This window comes from Salipaludibacillus neizhouensis (assembly GCF_002886185.1).
In the GTDB taxonomy this organism is placed as follows: domain Bacteria; phylum Bacillota; class Bacilli; order Bacillales; family Salisediminibacteriaceae; genus Salipaludibacillus; species Salipaludibacillus neizhouensis.
In genome coordinates this window covers 178,793-201,967 of sequence record NZ_KZ614146.1, presented here as the reverse complement: position 1 = coordinate 201,967, position 23,175 = coordinate 178,793, and the positions used below count along the sequence as shown (strand labels likewise).

The window sequence follows — 23,175 nt, the reverse complement described above, 5'->3', positions numbered from 1 at the left end:
AGCGAAGACCCTGCAGGGAAGAACTTTCCCGAGGAGACTGAAGCATTGCCCGCGGAAAGCGTCCGCCTAGAGCGGATTCGAGTTTCTTTATTCGACGAAAACAACAATCTCTAAAAAAAAACGTTAATTCCTGTAACAGAATTAACGTTTTGAACTATATTATTTACTCTCTGTGTGATAATACTTCTTTCTCATATTGCTTCACGTCATTTAACCAGTTTTCTCTTTCTGGTACTCCCATTGTTTCGCAGTAATAATCCCAAATGGCACCAAATGGATATGTTTTAAACTCCTCTAGAAGTGCTAAACGTTCTGTGAAATTTCCGTCTTCCTGAAGTTGTTTTAAATGCTCGTTTGGCATAAGCATTCCAAGCATCAATGCTTTAATCATATTTCTCGTACCAATTGTCCACGCCGCAACGCGGTTAATACTGGCATCAAAGAAATCCAAGCCAATAATCACTCGATTGAGAGCGTCATTCCTTACAATCTCCAACGCCAATTCTTTTAATTCATCATCTAATGTGACTACATGATCACTGTCCCAGCGAACTGGTCTTGATACGTGTAGCGCTAATTTTTCACTGTATAAAAGCATAGAGGAAATCTTATTTGATACCATTTCAGTTGGATGATAATGTCCTGTGTCCAGTAAACACAATTTATCATTTTTCAATGCATATCCATAATAAAATTCATGAGAACCTACAACGTAAGATTCCGAACCAATCCCGAAAACTTTACTTTCCACAGCATCAATATTAAATTTCTCATCAAGCTTCACAGTGTATATTTCATCTAAAGATTCTTTTAATCTTCTTCGTGGTGTTAATCGATCACTTGGAGTATCTTTATATCCATCTGGAATCCAAATATTTGTTAGGCATGGTGTACCAAGCTCTTTCCCGAAATACTCTCCTATTTTTCGGCTGGCGATACAATGATCTATCCAAAACTGACGAATTTCTTTATCCGGATGAGATAATGTCAATCCTGAAGATGCTTTTTCATGGGAAAAGAGAGTAGGGTTGAAATCTAATCCTAAACCATTTTTCTTTGCCCATTGCACCCATTTTTCAAAGTGTTTTGGTTCTAATTCATCCCGCTCAACTGCGATTCCATCTGTTTCTGCATAAATCGCATGCAGATTAATCCGATGTTTTCCAGGGATTAATGATAATGCTTTTTCAATATCCTGCCGTAATTCTTCAGGAGTTGTAGCTTTTCCCGGATAGTCACCCGTTACTTCTATTCCACCTGAGAGTTCACTCTGATTCACTTCAAAACCACCAATGTCATCTCCTTGCCAACAATGTATCGAGATCGGTACTTGCTTCAATTGTGCAAATACGTGATCAATATCAATATCCCATTTTTCATATGCTTTTTTAGCTAGTTCAAAATTTTCTTTTACTGTCATCCTAACTCACTCCTTGTGTATGTTTTTACATCAAATGATTCCTTGATTATCGAACGGGCTTCTCTTACATTTTTTAACTCCCCTAAAGCTAAGAGTTGGGCTGTAACATTGCCAATTGCCGTTGCTTCTATTGGTCCTGCATTTACTTCTTTGGCCGTCGCATTAGCAATGAGTTGATTTAATAATTCATTTTGACAGCCTCCACCAATGACATTCACTTTAGTAAACTGCTTCTCGTAAATTTCTTCAATTTGACGAATTGCTGATTGATAACTAACAACTAAACTGTCAAAGACACATTTAGATATCTCCCCAGGTGTTGCAGGAACACTCTGATTCGTTTCGCTGCAATAATTTTTGATCTCCTCAATCATATTTTCTGGCTTAAGGAATCTCTCGTCATCCACATTTACAGTTGAGGTAAAGTGTTCTGGTTCCTTTGCAAGTTTTACGAGTTCTGCGAATGTGTACTGATCCTGATAATTTCGTTTTACTTCCTGAATCATCCAAAGACCCATGATATTTTTCAAAAAACGAAACTGGTAATCAATGCCGCCTTCATTGGTGAAATTGTAATCGAGTGCTTTTGTCACACAGATAGGAAAGTGATTTTCAACCCCTATTAGTGACCAGGTTCCAGAACTAATGTAAATGGTTCCTTCTATTTCCGGAACAGCAATAACTGCTGAACCTGTGTCATGGGTGGCCGGAAGGACAACATCCATATCGATTCCGGTTTCTTCAACTATAGATGCCTTAAAAGGACCTAGGATTGTTTTTGGTGGTTTAATTGTTTGAAACATTTCCTTGTTAATCCCCAGACTTTCTATTAATTCCATATCCCACTTTTTCGTAAAGGCATTAACAAGTTGTGTGGATGTCGCATTTGTATATTCATTAGACTTTATGCCTGTAAGTAAAAAATTTAAGTAATCCGGAATCATTAAAAATGTTTTTGCTTTCTTTAAAACTTCCGGATCGTTTTTCTTTAAGGAATATAATTGGTAAATTGTATTGAACTTTTGAAATTGTATTCCTGTTTCTAAATATAGTCTTTCTTTCGATATAATTTCGAAGACTTCTTCCATCATTCCATCTGTTCGAGGATCTCTGTATGCTACTGCATCTGTCAGAAGGTTATCATTCTCATCAAGTAATACAAAATCCACCGCCCATGTATCAATGCCGATACTAGATGGCGTGATACCTTTGGCGTGACACTCTTTCAGTCCTGTTTTGATTTCGGAAAATAGTTTATCAATATCCCAACAGAAATGATCGCCTTTTTTGATTAATTCATTATTAAAGCGATGGACTTCTTCTAGCTTTAATTTACCAGCCTCCAGGCTTCCAGCTATTAATCTTCCACTGGAAGCTCCGATATCCACGGCTATGCTAGTCTTGTTCATAAACACCCTCCTAATTGCAAACGTTTACTTTAATCTCTATTTTACGTGCTACTTCATGATCAGGAAATAACGTCTCTCATCTTTTTTATGTCCTTATTTGCACTCATTCGTAATAGTTAGAAGAAAGAGATAGGATTTACCTCGCTATCCTTGGAATGGATTAAATCTTTTAAATCCATACTTACCTGCATTATTGGTCTCGATATGCTTTCGGGGTAAGATGATATCTCTTTTTGAAAATACGATAAAAATAACTGATATTTTCATATCCTACTTTATCTACAATTTCCGCAATTGGTAATGTTGTATTTTCAAGAAATTCCTTCGCTTTATTAAGCCTGCGTTCCTGCAATAGTTCTTTAAATGTAAATGAAGTTGCCTTTTTAATAGCTTTACTTAACGAATAATGAGTTTGATTAAGACGATCAGAAACCTCATAAAGTGTAGCGTTACGGTAATTCTCTTCAATATACTTCAACACTTCTACAATCAAATAATGCTGCATGGAATAGGTATGTTTTTTTACAATCTTATCAGAATTCTTGATTAGTTCGATAATAAACAGACCCATATACAGCTTGATGGAAGAGTCAGATAATAATGTAGGACGCATCATTTCGTCGATAATTTTCTTCATTAAATCCTGTATGTTATCGATATGCGCTACTTGAAAATAGAGGTACTGCCCTTTTTGAGTAGAGCTGTAAAGGCTATTTATTAAAAAATCACTAACCATGTTTTCCGAATTTAAATATGAGAAAATAAATTCGAAAAATCGGGGTTGAATAATAAAGTTAATAATGATATCTTCTTCCGAGCATGCTTTTATTTCATGTTCGATATGCTGGTTTAAAAACACCATTTCTCCTTTTCCTAAAGAAATCTCTTCATTTCCGATTCTTTGATGAAAATTTCCATTGTACACATAATTTATCTCAATATAATCATGCTTATGTTTAGGGAAATCAATGAAACGTGTATGTTTACGCAACGTAATCATATGGTCCTTTGAAAGAAACTTCTCACTTTCAATAACAAAATTAGTTTGACTCGTATAGATATCTTTCATCACATTATTTTTAAATTCTAGAATCTCTTTTTCTTCTTCTGTCAGTGTCATTAGTTCGTCTAAAAGATTGCTTTTCAATCTATCCATCTCCCTGTCAGAGCAATTAATCTCATCTTATCATAGGAAGGATAGATAGTCTTTATTTGCACAGAGGTAAAAATACTATGTGATTTTTATCTATTTTAATTACCTTCTTATCATGGACGGAAGCGTCCACCTAGAGCGAATTCGAATTCTCTGTTCAAATGGAATCAACAACCAAAAAAAGAACTGACATCAACGTAAAGATGTCAGCTCTTTTTATTTACGAATATCCCATGGTTGTCATTAATGCCAACTCTTTTTGAGTAGAATCCAATCTACTATATTGGACAATAATAGCTTGATTACTCCGTATTTCCATCGCATATGGAACCCCTAGTGGAATTTGTTCTCCTTGGTCATTTTTCAACCAAGAAGTACGTATATGCTTCGTTCTTCTTCCTTCTATTGAATAAAATAATCCTTCTAAAGGATCGCGGTCCTCAAAATAAACAATTACTTCGAGTTCAACTTGCTCGAGATTACAATTTAACACACATATAGATTCATGACTTTCTTGATCTCCGTTACTTATTGGTGGAATAAACCCATCGGCAATAAACCAATTCTTTTGACCAAGTCTTTCACTCATGATCCTGTCCCCCTGTTATTATTGCTGGTTGGAATAAAACTTTTTATCTTGTAAATGCTGCTGGCACACCGCCATCAACCGTAACCATACAACCAGTAGTTTTAGCTGATTTAGATGATGCAAGGAATGAGATTGTCTCAGCGATATCCTTAGGCAGGATGTGTACACCTAAAATTGTTCGTTTTTTATAGTGGTCTTCTAATTCATGTGGTTCAATACCGTAGGCAGCTGCCCGCTCTTCTCTCCAAGCTGATCCCCAAATAGCAGAGCCTTGAAGAACAGCATCAGGTAAGACCGAGTTTACACGAATTCCATGTTCTCCACCTTCCGCAGCAATGCATCGTGCGAGATGAGTTTCAAGCGCCTTCACAGAACTATAGGCAGATGCACTTTTACCGGCATAAACAGAATTTTTCGATCCAACAAATACCATACTTCCACCGTACCCTTGAATTTTCATTTGCTTGAATGCTTCACGTGCTACTAAGAAATAACCTGTACCGAGCACATTCATGTTCAATTCCCATTCTTTCAACGTTGTCTCTTCGAATGGACTAGATGTTGCTAATCCAGCATTATTTACGATCGTATCTACACCACCATATGTTAAGGCAACGGTTCTGTATGCCGCTTGAATATCTTCTTCTTTCGTTACATCCATTTTAATTGCTGTAGCACGGCCTTCACCATACTTCTCATTTATTTCTTGTGCTACTTTTTCAGCACCTTCAAGATTCAAGTCAGTAACCGCAACGTGTGCTCCTTGCTCAACAAAGGTACGGCATGTTTCACTGCCAATTCCACCTGCTCCACCGGTTACAAGAGCTACTTTACGTGAAAATTCTGCTTCAGCAGGTGCTAACGATAGCTTATAAAGCTCCAGTGGCCAGTATTCGATTTCATAGGATTCATTCTCACTGAGAGACACAAATTCTCCTAATGCTGTCGCTCCTTTTATTACTTGAACAGCTCGATTATAAAGAGCACCACTTACATTTGCCATCGTAAGGTTTTTACCTGTTTTCACCAAACCTAGACCTGGAATTAAAATGACACGCGGAGATGGTTCAAACATAACATCTCCTTCATTTTTATTTCTTTCAAAATATGCTTGATAGTCCTCTTTATAAGCCTGAACGCCTGCTTCAATCGTTGCCTTTAATGCGTCTATATCTTTTGAAGCTGGATCCCAGTCAAGATATAATGGAACACGTTTTGTGTGCACGAGATGATCCGGGCAAGCAGCTCCAACTTGAGAAAGTGATTTCGCATTATGACTGTTTACAAATTCAAGCACGTCATCATTATCATCAAAAGCCAAAATCATTGCTTTCTCTTCAAACACTTGTCCTCTTAAATATGGCAAGATCGAAGCGAATACATCTTCTCGATCTGCTTTAGAAAGACTAGTGTATTTCGCTCCACCAAATGCTTCTTGTCCTTTTGCTTTTTCATTAATGAATGCCTCTGCTTCGTTAATCACAGAGATTGTTTTATCATAACTTTCTTTTGATGTTTCTCCCCAAACAACCAAACCGTGTTTTTCCATCAATACCAAGTCTGCATTTGGATTGTTTTGCACACCTTCTGCAATCATTTTAGAAAGCGTAAAGCCAGGCCGTACATATGGAACCCATACAAATCTATCACCAAATATTTCTTTCGCAAGTTCTTTACCATTATCCGCACAACATAGACTGATTATTGCATCGGGATGTGTATGATCCACGTGTTTAAATGGTAAAAATGCATGTAATAGCGTCTCTATCGAAGAACGCGGATGTTTACTGTCAATCATACAATGAGACAAGTAATCTACCATCTCTTGATCTGGCATTTCATCACGTTCTAGCAAAGGACGAATATCCTCCATATTCAATCCGGTAAAATTCTTGTGCTTCATGGTAGCGAGATCTGACCCGCTTCCTTTCACCCACATTACCTCGATATCCCGTCCACGGAAATCCTTTTCGATTGTTTTCATAGATGTATTTCCGCCGCCCCAGTTACAGACTGCACGATCAGAACCAATTAAATTAGAACGATACACTAACTCATCTAAACCAGTATTCAATGCCGTAGCTTCTTGCTTATCCCATAAGTTTTTAACCATAATAACCTCCGCTTTGAATGTAATAGATTCTTCACTACGTCTATTATAAAACTATTATTTTCTGTTTACAACATTATTTTCTTTATTACGAAGATTATTTTTTATTTTTCAAAAATAATCTTCGTTATATACTTGGCTTAAACCTAGTTATGGATATATAATAGTAAACAAGACGAATCGCATGGAGTGGTGGCAGTAATGTCTCTAAATAATGGTAAAGAATCAAAGGCAGATAAGAGGCACAAAAAAATTCTGCGTTTTTTTGATCATAAAGATAAATTAAAGGTTACAGAGTTGAGCAGTTCATTAGAAGTTACAGAAGAAACAATTCGAAGGGATCTAGAAATCCTAGAAGAGCAGAATTTTTTAATTAGAATTCGCGGTGGTGCCATTGAAAAGAAATCTGAAGGATTTGAGACACCCGCATTAGAACGCGAAAGAAAATATTTACCTGAAAAAAATGCCATTGCAAAAAAGGCATGCAGCTTTATTGAAGAGGGAGAAATTATTGCAATCGATGCAAGCAGCACTTGTTTGCAAATCGCCAAAAACATAGAAAATAAACCACTTACTGTGATCACCAATTCGATTCAAGTATCTATTGAACTCGCGAAGAAAAAAAAGATAACCGTAATCTTAACTGGTGGATATTTAAGACATGAATCTATGTCATTGGTCGGTGTCTCTTCAGATAAGGTCATTAATGATTATCATATCGATAAGTTTTTTATTTCCAGTGCGGCGATTCACAGTGAATGGGGAATAAGCGACAGTCATGAAATGCAAGCAAAAACAAAGAAACGTATTGCAGACCTTAGCGAATCAATCATTGTTCTGGCCGATCATAGTAAATTTGATCAAAAATCATTAGTTCGTTGGTTACCTATTGAAAATGTCCGTATGGTGATAACAGATGACGCGTTATCAAAAGAACAACTGGATAGATATCAAGAAAAAGTGACTGAAGTCATCGTTGTAAACCCCGAAATTTAGTGCAATATTTTTCTTACACTAAATGAGCGACTGGAATGAAGAAAGCAAGGACGTCATATAAGACGTCCTTGCTTTTTTTGGTCTGTTATAATTTGTGGATTATTTATGATTTGAGATTTGAGATTTTAACTTTAACTTCGCTAAACAAACCCCTTCCCCTTTGGCAGTTTAACCTTTAATAATGACGATAAGATAAAATTAATCATAGCTATCTTCTCCTTTCTTCTTAAGTATTTTTAAATCTTAGTAATGAAAATAATGCTTCACATCGAGAGCCCTTTTACGTTCAACACAATCTTGAAAATGTTTTTCACGTTCAGCGTCTTCTTGTGTATATTTCCGCTTTCTAATCCAAATTGTAAAAAAGAAAATATGAATCTGCATAGGATATCACCTCCTTCAATTAATAAACATTGATTCTTTATTTTATATCTATTTTGTTACCCATCAAAAAAAACCAAGGCAGCAATCGGCCTTGGTTTTCAATAATGAATGATATGACAAAAAAGCATTTTTCATTCCATTAAAAAAAGAGACCGAATGGTATATTCAGCCTCCCTTTTTTAACGTATCACTTAAAATACATTTTGCTACGTAAACGCATGACATCAAAATATTTCACTGTCATAAATTATTATTTACGAATCATCTTAACGGAGGCTGAAAAATCAGACATATAAAGTTTGTTTAGGTTTGTTTTTGATACTGTCATCATTGTAAAGCCTCCTTTTTCTAGTCGTTTTTTCTACTTTTCTTATCATACCTTATATATAACTGGAAGTAAACGACAATTTAGATTATTTATCCAATTTATTAATAAATCATAAATAAAAGAATTAAAGTTTCAATCTATTATTGTTTATGATCCCATCCAGCCACCGTCAACGCATAAGATGTGCCCGTTTACATATCTTGCCGACTCTGAAGCTAAGAAAACTGCCGGACCCGCTAAATCTTCCGGTGTTCCCCATTCTGATTGAGGAATACGAGAAGTAATGTACGCATTTCTATCCTTGTCAGCTCTAAGAGGGGCTGTATTGTCTGTTGCCATATATCCTGGAGCGATTGCATTCACATTAATACCTTTACTTGCCCATTCATTAGCGAATGACTTAGTTAGTCCAGCCACTCCATGTTTTGTTGCCGAATAAGCGGGTACTTTCATACCACCTTGAAACGAAAGCATCGAAGCAATATTAATAATTTTTCCTGAACCGTTTTCAATCATATGTTTTCCAAAATCACGCGTTAAACGGAAAACCGCACTCAAATTCACATCAACGACATCATCCCAGTCTTGATCAGAAAAGTTTTCTGCTTGTTCTCTACGGATAATCCCTGCATTGTTTATTAGTATATCAACTCTACCAGTTTTATTGATCGCTTCCTGAACCACTGAAGCTAATTCATCTTGTTTTGATAGATCTGCATTAATTTCATAGAATTTACGACCTAAATCTTCTATTATTGTTTTTGTTTCTGTTTGTTCACTAAAACCTACGCCAATAATATCCGCTCCTGCTTTAGCTAAGCCAACAGCCATACCTTGACCTAATCCTCTTGTCGCACCTGTCACAACCGCGACCTTTCCTTGTAATGAAAATTGATTATCCAATATACTCACTCCTCCACTAGATTCCTTATATGTTCGTTTGCGTTCGTTATAGTTCGATTATATCATGGACCGCAAGAAATTGAAATGAACATCTAGCTATCCATTTTCATTCTAGTAAAATCTCTTCTTTCCTTTAAGATATGGTTCTTCTATTAATTAATTCTGTTGGCGTATATCCGGTGTACTTTTTGAACGTTGTGGTAAAGTATGCAGGATTAATAAAACCTACTTTTTCGGATATCTCGTAGATTAAGTAACTTCCCTCTTGAATCATTTTTTTAGCTTTTTCCATTCGTACACGAGTCAGATAGTTTTTAAATGATTCCCCCACGATCTTCTTGAAAATTTGTCCTAGATAATTTCTGGAAATAAACAAGTCATCGGCTATATCTTGAAGTGTAATATTTTCACCTACATTTTTTTGTATATAATCTAGCATTTGCTCTACCAACTGACGATGTTTAAGATTTTCATCCCACTGCTGGTGTTCACAAATGTGTCGTACAACTCCATCCATATAGTCCTTAAACTCAATCCAGGTATTGGTCTTTAATAATTCTGCATGAAAATCAAATTCTTCAGAGTACATCTCATCGATTTTTATCCCAATATCGTAGAGAGAATAAGTCATAATTGTCCACATTTCAATACCAAGCCTTATCCCCTCTCCCCGAGAAAACGATTCATGTTTGTTTTGTTCATAAATCCTATCAATGACTGCCATCGCACCTTTTTCGTCAGCATAACGAATAGATTCAGACATCTGTTGATTCGCTTCCATAGAATCAGACCACAGTGTTTTATGATCTTTATCAACTAATGCTACTTCCGGGTTTTGTCCTAACATTGATGAAGGGTCATTCATCTGTCTATTATCAGATATTTTTGCGAAAGCTTCTCTCATCGAATCCGCCATATTACCCCAATCATCTTTTATACTGCCAGTACTGATTAACACATGTACTTGAAAATATTCCTGAAATTTCTCTACTAAAATTTTTTGAAGTTTTTCAAGTGATTGTTTTAAATCATCATTGTTCTCTTTATTCAAATGAATGCAAATAGCTGTTTGGTGACTATGAAGTTCAATGTAATGGATGTCGTCAAAAAAGGCATGTACTGCTTCTTTGATAACGTTGTTAGTAGTAAATCTGAAAAGGTACCAGTCTGAACGATAAAAGGAAGATTCCTCCAATGACCGGTCATAGGTTAATGTCATAACTACATGTTTTTGCTTCGACCATTTTTTTGTGATCTTATCGACAGTTAGCGGTAAATTTGTAAAATTGGTACTCGCACCAGTTACAATCGCTTTTATCCATTCTTTTTCCACTAGAGGTTCATACAAACTCACCTTTTCTCTGAGGTCACACATTTCTATTTCTTCACTAATTTCCCTTTCCAATTTCGCTACACTTTTCTCCAGCACTTCTTTGATCGTATCAGGGGATGCTGGTTTGGATAAATAGTCATCAATATTTAATCTCATCGCTTGACGTGCGTATTCAAACTCATTGTAACCGCTCAAAATAATAACTCTACTATCAATTCCTTCGTTTCTTAGTTTTTTAATCATTTCCAATCCATTTAAAACTGGCATATATATATCTGTAATAATTAGATCTGGTTTTTCTCGTTTAATTAATTCATAACCTTCTTGCCCATTTCTTGCTTCTCCTGCCCATTCACAGGATAGCTCATCCCAAGGTATAATATTCTTCATTCCCCGTAGAACTTTGTCATCATCATCAATAATCGTTACTTTCCACATGTAGTTAACCTCCTCATGAAAGTAGACTTTTTAACCTGATAATAATTTTTTATCATTAACTTTTGGAATTAGAATGAAAATAGATGTTCCTTTATCATTACTATCTATACTCATTGTTGCCTTTTCCCCATAATATATATGAAGACGTTCCATCACATTTTTAATACCATATCCTCCGAGGTCGTTTTCCTTCTGCAAGTTTATATTTGTCGGGAAGCCGATTCCGTTATCAGAAATTTCAATCTTTATTTGAAAGTCTTCTTCTGTTATTGCTAATTTTACTACTCCTTCTCTACGATCACGAAAACCATGAATAATCGCATTTTCCACAAATGGCTGTAAAGTAAGCTTAGGAATAAAATAATCCAGCACTTCTCTCGGACTATCGATTGAGTAGCTGAATCGATCTTCTAATTGGATTTCTTGAAGCTTCATATAATATTCCAAATACTTCAGCTCATCACCTACTGATATAATGCTTTCTCCTTTAGAAAGACCTATACGTAACATATTGCCAAGTAATTCAATCATTCGACTAATATCAATATTCCCTTTTTCAATAGCGACCCAATTTATTTGATCTAACGTATTGTATAAAAAGTGAGGATTTATATTTGCTTGCAGTGCCTTTATTTCTGCCTTTCTTTGATGTTGATGCTGTTCATCTAAAGAAGCGTATAATTCTTCCACTCTATTGGTTAATTCATCAAAACCATTAAATAATTCGCCAAATTCATTTTTATATCCGCTCGGAAGGCTCACTCGAGATTTCGTTAATTGATAGGATTTCATTACCTTCGTTAACTCGAGAATTGGATCAGTAAATTTTTTCGTTAAAAACATGGTCCCAAATAATACAATTATTGTTGCTAAAAAACCAATAACGATTAAGGTTCTAGCCATTTCCTTGCTTCCCTGAATGATATCTTCATAAGGTGTCACTTCCATTACTGTCCAATTAACAGCTGGAATTGACGTAGTCACTATGATATCATTGTCGATTTGCACTTGATCCTGCGAAGGGGAATCAAAAAAGGTTTCTTCTGTATGAGAGAAATCAATGAGTTCCTGGTATTGTTCATCACCAATGTCATTATTGCCAGTAGAAGAGACAATTGAACCCTTTTCATCTAATAGAACCATATGTGAATCTTCATGATATTTTCTCAACCAGCTTTCTACAGTAACTGGATCTAAATTAATCACAATCATCGATTGCAGTTCTCCACGAGAGGAATTTATTTTTCGCCCCAAACTTATAACCGAATGTTGTCCCGCCATCGTTTCAACGTCTCTCGTTCCTAACCAAGAATAAGAAATATTCTCTAAATCTTTATACCATTCTGCTTCATAAACTTCGTCAAGTTCAAAATAACGGACAGGATATTGAACATTATCCACTGGTGGTGAGTTCATATAAATTTCTACAGAATGAATAGCAGGAACACTATAGATAACATTAGAAAAATCATTCGTTAGTGAAGTTGTATCACTCGATTGCCGACCACTTATAACTTCACGAAACATTTGCTGTCTGGATAAAATAACTGAATAGTCTTGAAATGTTTTAAGATTACTTCCTAATTCTTCACTAAGTCGGTATAAATTATTTTTCTGATGCTCTGTTGTTGTTTCTACAATTTGATTAGCCGAGTATCTGTAACTAAATAATATAATAATAATTAAGATCAATAGAGTAAATAAAAAAAAGCTCCCGAAAAAAATACTGTTAATCCGATATTTTTTAAAAACATTCATCGTTACCTCCACATCCTCGATTAGCACCTAGAGACGATCGGTGTAGGTGTTAATATTTAATCGACGAGTAATATAAGGAGCACCTCATTTATTACATTCATAATGGTAGTCCATTTTTCATTTTAACAAAGATATCGTTTACAAAGTGACTTAATTACATGTTTTATTGTTGTAAATTAGCCAAGGAGTGACTTTTGCCTTCCATAACATCTGCTTTCCGATTCGATTCTTCAATTTTTTGAAAGACATGTAAGGCAATTGATACCATTAAAGTAGCTGGAAAACTAACTAAATAAAATAAAATCAATCCCGGAAACGCTTGATAGATAAAGCCTATTAAAACAACTAGAAACGCTAGCAAAAATGACTGCGGTAAATATGCCAATCCAATCATTAATGAATAGCGAACGTGCTCTTTTAAAGACGTTTGATAGTGTGCTGCTACCGGAAAAATATATAAACTTACAATAATATACAAAATAAAAACGACAAATAAAAGTGCTCCAAACGAGACTTGTAACCACATATCCATATCTAATAGTGTGTAAAAAGAGAAAAAGATAGATAATCCCCCGAATAAGATAAAGAAACCGATGATATTTGCCCGAATAAACTCAGATTTATAGATTTTGAAAAATGTTTTCATTTTTGGAAACTCATTTTCCTCTAATTTGCTTTTACGTAACACCGAAAACAATGCTAGTGTTGCTGGTGCCCATCCAAATATTCCTAAACCAAGCAAAGTATGCAATACCCATATGGTATTCCAAATTGCTAAATTCATTAACTTTTCGAATACTTCATAAAATCCAGTCGAAAATTTGTGCATAGTGATCTGTCCCTCCTTAGGCACTTTATTCAATGTAAGTGCTTACATACCATCTTACCTAATTATGTCTTATATATATAGCTTAAAAATGTTAAATGACTTTTGAAAAACAACAATTTGAGTATTTAAACTAAGTTGGGTTTCGTTTGACCTGTCGAAAAAAACCTAAAGGAAGTTCCTTTAGGTTTTTTCGACATTCATATATTAAATATTTCTTCGTTTTAATAATGAAGCAAGAAAGACTAAAGCTAGTCCTTGTCCCCATCCTTGTACACGTTTTGCCGGCACCTCTTTATAGCCTTGCTCATTGTTCATGACTGCTGTACCCGCCGAAGCATTCATTACCGAACCATCTTCCCGAATATAACTTAATATACCCGAAATTGATTTTTGAATATGTTTGTTGTAAAGCTTTCCTCGAACTAATAAAGAAGCTGCAATGCCACACGAACCGGATAATTCTTCATACGAAGCAGGATCGGTTAGGACCGTGGACCACAAACCAGAATCTAATTGTAATCGAACGAGAGCACTCTGTTGGTCACGTAAGGATCCATCAATAATCATATACGAAGGATGTTGCACTTCCACTAATTCCAATGCTCTTGCCATAGTGATCGCTGCCCAACTGTTTCCACGAGCCCAGAATACACTCGACATATGATTACCAGCAATGTTATCCCATCCATGATAATAAAGCTCTGTTGAATCATCTTGAAGGAACTTTTCATGACCGTGATACTGCTTCAAGCCAAACTCAAAGAAATCTTCCCTATTCAACAATTTCCCAATTCGTAAAAGGAAATAGCCGGCCATAAACATTGTATCTACCCAGGCTTGTTCCGGAAAATTGTATTTTTCTCCATTTACCGTATGCTGTAATACATCTCCATCAAAACGCTCTGCCTCATTCAATAAGTAATCTGCCATCTGGGTAGCAATCTCTAAATATCTTTCTTCTTCTGTATATTTATAAAGCGAAAGTAAGATGTGCCCAATAGAAGAGGCATTAACTGTTAGAGGTGGGAGACCATCTTCTAGTTCTTCATCAATCCACTCTTTGATATAGTTCATATACTTTTCTTCCCCTGTTACTTCATACGCCTCTGTTACACCGTAGAAAGCAACACCTCCTGGCCAATCCCATGGAAAATCCATATTAAACGTTCTTTCGACTACCTTATCAATGACATCTTTTATTTGCTGTTCATCAAATTTTAGAGCAGGCAAATATATCTCCTCCTATCGTCTTATTTTATACCAGTGGTCGCAATCCCTTGTACTAAATATTTCTGAAAGAAAGCAAACAGTACAAATTGAGGGAATAACGAAAGGGATGACATTGCTAATAAAGGTCCCCAGTTCGTTCCGGCATCAGCATCCATGAAATTACGTAATCCAATAGTTACCGTATGCAAACTTGCACTATTTAAGTAAATTAAAGGTGCAAGAAAATCATCCCATGTCCACATAAATGCAAAGATTATCACTGTAACTAAAGCCGGTTTCAGTAACGGGAGGATAATTCTTAAAAATACACCGAATTTACTGCATCCATCAATAATCGCCGCTTCATCCAGTTCACGAGGTATCCCTCTAATAAACTGTATCAAAAGAAAGATAAAGAACGGCTGGCCCCCGAGAAACGCCGGGACAATTAAAGGATAGAATGTATTTACCCATCCAACATTATGAAACAAAATATATTGCGGAATGAGTGTAATTTGAACTGGAAGCATAACTGTCGCCATCAAACATCCGAACAGAATTGCTTTGAATTTAAAATTAATTCTCGCAAACCCATAAGCTACGATACTAGCCGAACAAACGGTACCTATTACTACCAGTGTGGTTACGATCATAGAGTTTCGGAAATATACATCAAATCCGATCCCTCCAAAACCTTCCCAACCTTGCGCATAGTTCCCCCACAGCCACTCTCCTGGAATTAACGAAGCTGCATTACCAAATATTTCTGTTTCAGGCTTTAATGAGCTGCCGATCATCCACAGGATTGGGTATATCATAACAAAGCCGAAACCGATAACAAATATATAGTAAATTATGTCTGAGAGCGTTCCATTCTTTTTTTTCATGATTAACGCCCTCCTTCAGATTCATAGAATACCCATCTACTAGATGTTTTGAAAATAATTATCGTAATAATTGCAATAAGCACTAATAAAATCCATGCCATTGCAGATGCATAACCCATTCGTAAATATTCAAAAGCCATTTCGTATAGGTATAGAGCATAAAATAACGTAGAATCCATTGGTCCACCTTGCGTAATTAAATACGCTTGTGTAAATAACATGAATCCCCCGATAGTTTGCATAATCAAGTTAAAGAAGATAACTGGTGTAAGCATTGGGAGCGTGATTTTTAAAAATGTTTGAATACGTCCCGCTCCATCAACACTTGCTGCTTCATACAATTCTGTTGGTATTTGACGAAGTCCCGCTAAGAAGATAATCATCGGTGAACCAAACTGCCAAATAACCAAAATAATTAAAACCGACAACGCAGTGTCCGGGTTTCCAATCCAGTTTAATCCTGCAATTCCTAAAGAATCCAATATATCGTTCACAGCACCATTTCGGCCAAACAATTGTCTCCAGACAACCGCAATCGCCACACTTCCTCCAATAATAGAAGGAATATAGTAAATGGTTGTAAAAAATCCTGTTCCTTTTCTTCCGGTATTAAATAACACTGCCAAAGCTAAGGCAAATAACAATTTAAGCGGTGTGGAAACAAACACAAATACTAGTGTTGCAATAATTGAAGTTTTGAATCTAGGATCATTCGTTAAAATCTGAACGTAGTTATCAAATCCTATCCAAGTTGGACTTGAAAGAAGATCATAATCCGTAAAAGATAAATAAAAGGATGCTAAGATTGGTCCTAAAACTAGAACAAAAAAACCTAAAAGCCACGGAGAAATAATTGCATAACCAGTTAAGCTTTCTTTAAGAGCTTTTTTCTTCTCCATCCTTAATATTTCACGATCTGGAGGTGGTGCTTGGTTGATCCTCACCTCATTATCTGCTTTTGCCATGATATTTTTCCTCCTATTTACTAGTAGAGCATCCAATCAATATTTGCACTTAGTGTGTAAATCAGCTCTGAAAATACCGATGCGCCGTAAGTCATCATCCCTTGTAATAGGTTTCCCTATGTGAGAACTTGACTTACGACGCAACGATGAGGTTCAATAGCAATGATTCATAAACTAGGCGGCTTATACATTTAGAAGACAGCCCCTACTAACCAGTATCAACCTATTGTAAAATCGCTTGTGCTTCTTGCATAAATTGTTGCGTCGCTTCTTCTGGTGTCGCTTGATCATATTTCAATGTTTCCACTACTCGTTGGAAAGAACCGCGTACTTCTGACTCTCCAGCTGGTGAAAGTGGATCTGCAGGACTTGTGTAATCTTCAACAAGCTCAAGATATGCAAACGTTTCTGCAGTGGCACCGTCTACAATTCCTGCCAAATGCTCTCTTACAACAGAAGAAACTGGTACTCCACGGTCAGCTTGTAAAATTTCGTTTACTTCTAAATTGTTCGTAAAGAAATCGATGAATTTTGCTGATGCTTCGTGTTGTTCTGAATGAGAAGAGATCGAGAATGACATACTCGGACGGATCCAGTTACCATCTTCCCCGCCTTCTATCGATGGCATGACATTTAAACCAATTTCCATATCGGAAGATTGCTGAATTCCAATGATTTGGTTACTTGCAGTCATATTCATTGCTGCTTTTCCTTCTCCAAGCATAGAATTTCCACCATCAATGTAATCCATCATAATATCATGTGAAGCTGCCGCCTCTTCATTAACCATTGTCTGTACCATGTCAAAGAATTCTACTAAAGTTCCTTCTTCAAACCCTAGTCCATCACCTTCAGGATTAAAAACTGATTGTCCGTGCTGACGGGCATATACGAAAAACATTTCGAATTCCGAATTACCAAAGTCAAAGCCAAAGAATTCTTCATCTGTATTGTCTTGGATTTTATGCATTGCATCAATCATGTCGTCGTAAGTGTATCCAGGCTCTAAATTAATATCATGCTCTGCGAGTAGATCTTTGTTTTCTGCAATTCCAAGAGCATTTGCCCCTAATGAAATTCCCATAACAGTGCCATCTTCAGCGACATTAATATCTTGATAGACATCTTCTACATCATCCATGTTAATATGTCCATCATCAATTAATGGTTGAAGGTCTACGAGTAGATCTCTACTGCTGTATTCCATCAATTTTGAGTTGTCCATGTTTATGATATCCGGTAAGTTATTTCCGGCTGCTTGCGTACTTAATCTTTCCCAATAACCATCCCAGCTTGTGTATTCTGGTTCTACGGTAATATTCGGATACTCAGCTTCGAATAATTCAATTGCTTGAATTGTCATATCATGGCGTTCTTGCCCACCCCACCATGCTACGCGAATCGTAACATCTTCTTCGTCACCTGCTGCTGAATTATTTTCTCCACTATCACCGTTATTTGCTTCATTTGTTTCTGGATCAGCACTGTTGTCTGCGCCATTATTTACATTTGCATTAGAATCTTCGTTTCCGCCACAGGCTACCATTATCGTGACCAATCCTACGAGTAAAAACATCATTACCACTGCTTTTAATTTGTTCATCTTCATACTAGTATTTCCCCCTTTTAGTTTTTGTAAGTGCTTACATTCATATTATAGTTTGTTTTTGTAAGCGTTTGTAGACAATAAAAGTTAAATAAATATTGAAAAACAACAAACCTTCTATAAAAAAACAATGAATCTATTAAAATGTAATTATTTCACTAGCTCAATAAGACATTATTCTACTCCTAAGATTATTCATTGCAGGTATAATTCGATAAGGAAGTTGTTATTTTTTCTCAATAGTACTCAATTTCTCTCCGAGCAAATTCGAGTACTATTATAAAAACAAAAAAGTTTACGAACTATCCTTCTTAATTAGTAGAAAGAAGAAGAACTGCAACATCATTTCCTTTTAAACTGAAATTCTGAGATATAACCTCATTGGTTACTAAATTAGTATAGGAGTTTCCTTCTCCCAGTTTAATCTCACTATCATTTTCATTATGATTGATGAAAATAAGGTGTTCCCCAGAGTTACCGGATCTTTTGGTCACTTCTACATTAACTGGCACAGTTAGAGGAGGAACAACTGCTTTATTGGCTGCTAATTGACTTACAAATTCTTTCACCCATCTTGACTCTGGCTCTGTTCCAACATAATAGGCTTTACCATCTCCATAAGTATGCTCCGTCACTGCTGGTGTATCTTTTATCCAGTCAGAATCATAACTAGCTATTGCCTCCGCACCTTTCAGTCGTATCATGTCTGTCCACATCGAGCAGGAGTAAGTATCAATATTTGATCGAAACAGTTGCTCTTTTCCATGTTCATAAGGAACAAATTCATCGACGTACAGACCAAGAAGATTTCTTAAAAGGGCAGGATATCCGCCAAGATGAATCCGGTCATTCTTATCAGCAATGCCGCTGAAGAACGATACAACTAACGTTCCACCATCTTTCACAAACGTTTCGAAATTCGCAACTTCGGCTTCATCAATGATGTACAGCATTGGTGCAATGACTATTTCATATGAAGAAAGATCATCTTTTGGCTGCACAAAGTCAACGGCAATGTTCAAAGCATATAGAGCCTTATAGTATGTTTCTACGCGACTTAAATAATCAAGGTCATTATGAGGTTTGCCTTCTAACTCAACTGCCCACCAATTTTCCCAGTCAAAAACAATCGCAACTTTAGCATCTATCTTCGTTCCTACTAAAGAATCCAATTTTTTTAGTTCGTTTCCTAGCTGACTAACTTCCTTATAAACTCTGCTATCTTCTCTATTAGAATGAGGAATCATTGCGCCATGAAACTTTTCCGCTCCAGCGCGACCTTGGCGCCATTGGAAAAACATAATGCCATCTCCACCTCTAGCAATCGTAGAATAACTCCACAGTCGCATCACACCAGATTTTTTTGTGAGATTAATATCTCTCCAGTTTACGTGGCTAGATACTTGTTCCATTAAAAAGAAAGGTTGTCCTTTTTTCAAGCTTCTCATTAAATCATGATGAAAAGCATGAGAAACAGGTATTCCTTCCCTAGGATCCGGATAAGAATCCCAAGTTACGAGGTCCATTTCTTTCGCCCATTCAAAGTAATTCAAAGGTTTAAACTGATACATAAAATTCGTGAAAATAGGTATATCTGGAGTGATCGCTCTCAATATAGCTTTCTCAATTTTATACAGTTCAAAGATTTTATCATTCATAAATCGCTTATAATCAAGCATCTGTCCTGGATTATAAAAGGTAACTTGATTGGCTGGGAAGTCAATTTCTTCCCAATTATTATAACGTTGGCTCCAAAAATTGGTTCCCCAACCTTCATTTAAACCTTCAATGTTCGTATATTTTTCTTTCAGCCAATCGTGAAAGGCACGTAAGGAATGCTCACTGTAGCATTCAGAAAGATGACAACCATATTCATTATTCACATGCCACATTTTTAATGCTGGATGATTCTGATACCTTTCTGCCAGCTTTCTCACCAATTTGCTGATTCCCTTTCGGTAAGATGGACTACTCGGAGAATAATGTTGTCTAGACCCAAAGGAGTATGGAACACCTTTTTTATCTACCGCCACAGAATCGGGATACTTTTTCGTAAACCAAGCCGGAGTTGATGCAGTCGCTGTGGCGAGGCAAACTCCCACCCCATGTTGATGAAGGATATCCATGACCTTGTCAAGCCACCCAAAATCAAACTCGTCTTCTTGTCGTTCCAACACTGCCCAGCTGAAAATGCCTACCGACACTAAATTTACTCCAGCATTTTTCATCTGACGGGCATCCTCAAGCCATACATCTTCGGACCATTGTTCTGGATTATAATCTCCACCGTAAGACATAAAGGGAAGTACTTCTTGAATTTCTTTAACCATAATAGATCACCCCTTCAAATTATAATGGTGGTTCTTCTGTTTGAAATTCCTTTAGTTTCAAGTATTTTATTAACGACTGAATATTTTCTTCCTGTATACTTTCAGCAACGAGACAAGCTAATTCCACTGCGCCTTCTACGTTGAAATGCGTATTATCCTCTAGAGCTTCTGCAAAATTCGGGTATTCATTTTCTTGAAGCCACATAAACAATTTTTTCGATCCTTCCACACCTAATTTCTCATAAAGCTCTTTGCTTTTTCGATCAAGTGGAATAAGAGGTACACTTTCCTCTATACTTAATTTTTCAATTGCTTTGATATAGGGTCCATGAGTATCCTTTACTTTGCCACCTTCATCGAAGAAACGCCTATGCATAGGCGTAATTAAAACGGGAGTGACACCCCTTTCCCTTGCTCCTACGATATATTCCATTAAATAAGCAGGAAAAGTGGTTTTCGGATCCGTACCTCTCTCATCCGGCTTCTCATCATTATGACTAAATTGTATCATTAAGATGTCTCCACGCTTTGTGTCTTTCCAAATCTTGTCTAAGCGTCCTTCCTCAATAAAACTTCTTGAGCTTCTTCCTGATTTTGCGTGATTTGCTACAGCAATTTGATTGGATAAAAATAAAGAAAACATTTGTCCCCAGCCTGTAAAAGGATACATAGAAGAAGAATCATCTGTCATCGTTGAATCTCCTGCCAAAAATATCGTCGGCATAGAAGAAACCAATTCTACTTCAACTGACAGGTCTCCTTTAATTTCTGGTAATAAAGCTAGTTTTAGCAGGTAGTCATCCACACGGGAAGTAAAACTTAATTTTCTGGTTCCCCGCTTTTTTACATGAACATCTTTCAATACTATGTGACCATTATTTGCTTTAACTGTCGTCATAGAATCACATGAATCGGAAGAAAATGTCATTGTGACAAGGTAGTTACCGTTAGGCACTTTCATGCAGAAAGAAGATTGAGGCTTTGATGCGTATTCCCCAGGAAAGGACGGCTCCGTTTCATCATCGTTTTTAGGGGGTTTTCTTTCGATCCATCCCTTCTTAAAATCTATAGAAGTAACATCTACTAAAGAATCGACGTGCTTATTATCACAATTTAGTTTAAAAATCTGATGAAAATAATCGTTCAACTCGTTTCAGCTCCATTCGTTAAATTCATTCATACATCTGTGGGACAAGTTCTTTTATATTGTAAGGTCTATTTTCTTTTGCGGACTTCCAAACAGCTTCACCTGTTGCAATCGACCAAACCCCGGCTTCCGCCCCTGCTAAAATATCAAAATCTCTTTTGGGGTTTTCGCCAAGAAAAATATCTTCTTGGATTAAAGGATCACCACCACCATGGGTTCCTTCTGTTTGCACAACATGAATCGTTTCTTTACCGCCAAACAAAGGAAAATAGTCAATCGTTTGTTCAGGAATAGGGAATGTAACCCGGCTTGGCTCGTGAAATTCTGTTGTTTCTATTCTTCCCTTTGTTCCGTTAATGGCTAATCGGTAGCCTTCATATGGCAAAGAAAAGTTAATCGAGTAGCTCAATAAAGCTCCTTTATCATATTTCACAGTAGCAGTATACGTATCCTCAATCTTTATTTCCTCATCAAAAATACATTGATCCGGTCTATAGTTTGTGTAATCATTATAAGCCCCTTCAAAACTGTTTTCTTGAAGATGATCATCTTTTGCAGTCGTCGTTCCACTCGTACGACTAAACCAACGTGAATAATAATCACAATCAAGTTGCTCACTACAGATCACACAATGTCTGCCGTTTTGTTTACTAGGATTATGCTCGCTTTCAGGACCGTAGTAATTCAAGGCGCCAAATGCAAACACTTGCTCCGGGTTTTGATCCACCCACCAATTAATCAAATCAAAATGATGCGTAGATTTGTGAATCGATAATCCACCAGAAAATTCTCTCATTCTATTCCAGCGTTTAAAATAACTTGCGCCATGATACGTATCAATGTACCAATTTAGATCAATCGATGTGACTCTGCCAATTTTACCTTCCAGAATAATTTCTTTTATTTTTCTGTGAAAAGCATTGTATCGATAATTAAATGCCACAATGACCTTTCCGTTACTGTTTTTTTCAGCTTCGACGACCTCCGCTGCATCAGAGGCAGTTGTAACCATTGGTTTTTCCGTGATAACTGTTAAATCACGCTTCAGTCCTTCTAAAATATAGAAAATATGCGTATCATCACGACCAGTAACAATGATTGTGTTAGCCTCTGTCTCATCGATCATTTGATGAAATTGGTCTGGGTTATAAGATGCGACATCAGTCAATTCTGGAATGCGTCTCTTTGTGATCGCCACCCTTTTTTCATCCATATCCAATAAACCAACGACTTTATTTTCTAAACTGTACTTTTTTACACAGGGCTCGATAAACATCCCCATTGAACGGTTACTTAATCCACAAACTGCTATTCTATTCATCTTCATTCCTCCTTATTTAATTTGGAGCATACTTAATTAACAACGTTGTTAATAATGAGT

The 23,175-nt window shown here is 36.4% G+C and carries 18 protein-coding genes; 1 reads left to right on the top strand and 17 read right to left on the bottom strand.

Annotated elements, in window-relative coordinates:
- Positions 1-163 precede the first annotated feature (163 nt).
- The 5 genes from rhaA to CEF18_RS00810 form a co-directional block, all read right to left on the bottom strand.
- Complete coding sequence (gene rhaA / locus CEF18_RS00830) at positions 164-1,420, bottom strand: L-rhamnose isomerase (RefSeq protein WP_110934718.1); 1,257 nt, start codon at positions 1,418-1,420, stop codon at positions 164-166.
- The gene (rhaB, locus tag CEF18_RS00825) at positions 1,417-2,829 is read right to left on the bottom strand and encodes a rhamnulokinase (protein WP_110934717.1); all 1,413 of its coding nucleotides are present in this window, start codon (positions 2,827-2,829) and stop codon (positions 1,417-1,419) included. The genes rhaA and rhaB overlap by 4 nt, the downstream gene beginning before the upstream one ends.
- 190 nt (positions 2,830-3,019) lie before the next feature.
- Entirely contained in the window at positions 3,020-3,976 is a 957-nt protein-coding gene (locus CEF18_RS00820; protein WP_110934716.1) for an AraC family transcriptional regulator, read from the bottom strand.
- A 226-nt stretch (positions 3,977-4,202) separates the two neighbouring features.
- Positions 4,203-4,571 (bottom strand): sensory rhodopsin transducer, encoded by a 369-nt coding sequence (locus tag CEF18_RS00815; protein WP_110934715.1) that lies wholly within the window; start codon positions 4,569-4,571, stop codon positions 4,203-4,205.
- 43 nt (positions 4,572-4,614) lie between these two features.
- Complete coding sequence (locus CEF18_RS00810; protein ID WP_110934714.1) at positions 4,615-6,684, bottom strand: bifunctional aldolase/short-chain dehydrogenase; 2,070 nt, start codon at positions 6,682-6,684, stop codon at positions 4,615-4,617.
- A gap of 198 nt (positions 6,685-6,882) precedes the next feature.
- Here CEF18_RS00810 and CEF18_RS00805 point away from each other — a divergent pair, with 198 nt between their 5' ends.
- Positions 6,883-7,677, top strand: coding sequence for a DeoR/GlpR family DNA-binding transcription regulator (locus tag CEF18_RS00805; protein WP_110934713.1), 795 nt, complete (start codon positions 6,883-6,885; stop codon positions 7,675-7,677).
- Positions 7,678-7,920: 243 nt separating this feature from the next.
- Here the strand turns inward: CEF18_RS00805 and CEF18_RS00800 are convergent, their stop codons facing one another.
- From CEF18_RS00800 to CEF18_RS00745, 12 genes are all read right to left on the bottom strand, one after another.
- A complete protein-coding gene (locus CEF18_RS00800) occupies positions 7,921-8,061 on the bottom strand; it encodes a YrzI family small protein (RefSeq protein ID WP_110934712.1) in 141 nt (46 codons plus the stop codon).
- Between the two features lie 475 nt (positions 8,062-8,536).
- Positions 8,537-9,292 (bottom strand): 2-dehydro-3-deoxy-D-gluconate 5-dehydrogenase KduD, encoded by a 756-nt coding sequence (kduD, locus tag CEF18_RS00795; RefSeq protein ID WP_110934711.1) that lies wholly within the window; start codon positions 9,290-9,292, stop codon positions 8,537-8,539.
- A 133-nt stretch (positions 9,293-9,425) separates the two neighbouring features.
- The gene (locus CEF18_RS00790) at positions 9,426-11,063 is read right to left on the bottom strand and encodes a response regulator transcription factor (protein WP_110934710.1); all 1,638 of its coding nucleotides are present in this window, start codon (positions 11,061-11,063) and stop codon (positions 9,426-9,428) included.
- A gap of 30 nt (positions 11,064-11,093) precedes the next feature.
- Positions 11,094-12,821 (bottom strand): cache domain-containing sensor histidine kinase, encoded by a 1,728-nt coding sequence (locus CEF18_RS00785; protein ID WP_110934709.1) that lies wholly within the window; start codon positions 12,819-12,821, stop codon positions 11,094-11,096.
- A gap of 163 nt (positions 12,822-12,984) precedes the next feature.
- Entirely contained in the window at positions 12,985-13,650 is a 666-nt protein-coding gene (locus CEF18_RS00780) for a YesL family protein (RefSeq protein WP_110934708.1), read from the bottom strand.
- Between the two features lie 204 nt (positions 13,651-13,854).
- A complete protein-coding gene (locus CEF18_RS00775) occupies positions 13,855-14,880 on the bottom strand; it encodes a glycoside hydrolase family 88/105 protein (RefSeq protein ID WP_110934707.1) in 1,026 nt (341 codons plus the stop codon).
- A gap of 20 nt (positions 14,881-14,900) precedes the next feature.
- Complete coding sequence (locus CEF18_RS00770; RefSeq protein ID WP_110934706.1) at positions 14,901-15,746, bottom strand: carbohydrate ABC transporter permease; 846 nt, start codon at positions 15,744-15,746, stop codon at positions 14,901-14,903.
- A gap of 2 nt (positions 15,747-15,748) precedes the next feature.
- Positions 15,749-16,645 (bottom strand): carbohydrate ABC transporter permease, encoded by an 897-nt coding sequence (locus tag CEF18_RS00765; RefSeq protein ID WP_110937545.1) that lies wholly within the window; start codon positions 16,643-16,645, stop codon positions 15,749-15,751.
- Between the two features lie 289 nt (positions 16,646-16,934).
- Positions 16,935-18,320, bottom strand: a complete 1,386-nt coding sequence (locus tag CEF18_RS00760) for an ABC transporter substrate-binding protein (protein WP_223292201.1) — start codon at positions 18,318-18,320, stop codon at positions 16,935-16,937.
- Positions 18,321-18,628: 308 nt separating this feature from the next.
- Positions 18,629-20,647, bottom strand: coding sequence for a beta-galactosidase (locus CEF18_RS00755; protein WP_110934705.1), 2,019 nt, complete (start codon positions 20,645-20,647; stop codon positions 18,629-18,631).
- Positions 20,648-20,666: 19 nt separating this feature from the next.
- The gene (locus CEF18_RS00750) at positions 20,667-21,794 is read right to left on the bottom strand and encodes a rhamnogalacturonan acetylesterase (protein WP_110934704.1); all 1,128 of its coding nucleotides are present in this window, start codon (positions 21,792-21,794) and stop codon (positions 20,667-20,669) included.
- A 25-nt stretch (positions 21,795-21,819) separates the two neighbouring features.
- Positions 21,820-23,115 (bottom strand): Gfo/Idh/MocA family protein, encoded by a 1,296-nt coding sequence (locus CEF18_RS00745; protein WP_110934703.1) that lies wholly within the window; start codon positions 23,113-23,115, stop codon positions 21,820-21,822.
- Positions 23,116-23,175 lie beyond the last annotated feature (60 nt).

Bases quoted from the DNA above. Each gene is read 5' to 3' on its own strand.
- CEF18_RS00765 (WP_110937545.1), bottom strand. From the start codon at position 16,645: ATGGAGAAGAAAAAAGCTCTTAAAGAAAGCTTAACTGGTTATGCAATT.
- CEF18_RS00770 (WP_110934706.1), bottom strand. From the start codon at position 15,746: ATGAAAAAAAAGAATGGAACGCTCTCAGACATAATTTACTATATATTT.
- CEF18_RS00780 (WP_110934708.1), bottom strand. From the start codon at position 13,650: ATGCACAAATTTTCGACTGGATTTTATGAAGTATTCGAAAAGTTAATG.
- CEF18_RS00760 (WP_223292201.1), bottom strand. From the start codon at position 18,320: ATGAAGATGAACAAATTAAAAGCAGTGGTAATGATGTTTTTACTCGTA.
- CEF18_RS00815 (WP_110934715.1), bottom strand. From the start codon at position 4,571: ATGAGTGAAAGACTTGGTCAAAAGAATTGGTTTATTGCCGATGGGTTT.
- CEF18_RS00755 (WP_110934705.1), bottom strand. From the start codon at position 20,647: ATGGTTAAAGAAATTCAAGAAGTACTTCCCTTTATGTCTTACGGTGGA.
- CEF18_RS00785 (WP_110934709.1), bottom strand. From the start codon at position 12,821: ATGAATGTTTTTAAAAAATATCGGATTAACAGTATTTTTTTCGGGAGC.
- rhaA (WP_110934718.1), bottom strand. From the start codon at position 1,420: ATGACAGTAAAAGAAAATTTTGAACTAGCTAAAAAAGCATATGAAAAA.
- CEF18_RS00810 (WP_110934714.1), bottom strand. From the start codon at position 6,684: ATGGTTAAAAACTTATGGGATAAGCAAGAAGCTACGGCATTGAATACT.
- CEF18_RS00800 (WP_110934712.1), bottom strand. From the start codon at position 8,061: ATGCAGATTCATATTTTCTTTTTTACAATTTGGATTAGAAAGCGGAAA.
- CEF18_RS00805 (WP_110934713.1), top strand. From the start codon at position 6,883: ATGTCTCTAAATAATGGTAAAGAATCAAAGGCAGATAAGAGGCACAAA.
- rhaB (WP_110934717.1), bottom strand. From the start codon at position 2,829: ATGAACAAGACTAGCATAGCCGTGGATATCGGAGCTTCCAGTGGAAGA.
- CEF18_RS00745 (WP_110934703.1), bottom strand. From the start codon at position 23,115: ATGAATAGAATAGCAGTTTGTGGATTAAGTAACCGTTCAATGGGGATG.
- CEF18_RS00790 (WP_110934710.1), bottom strand. From the start codon at position 11,063: ATGTGGAAAGTAACGATTATTGATGATGATGACAAAGTTCTACGGGGA.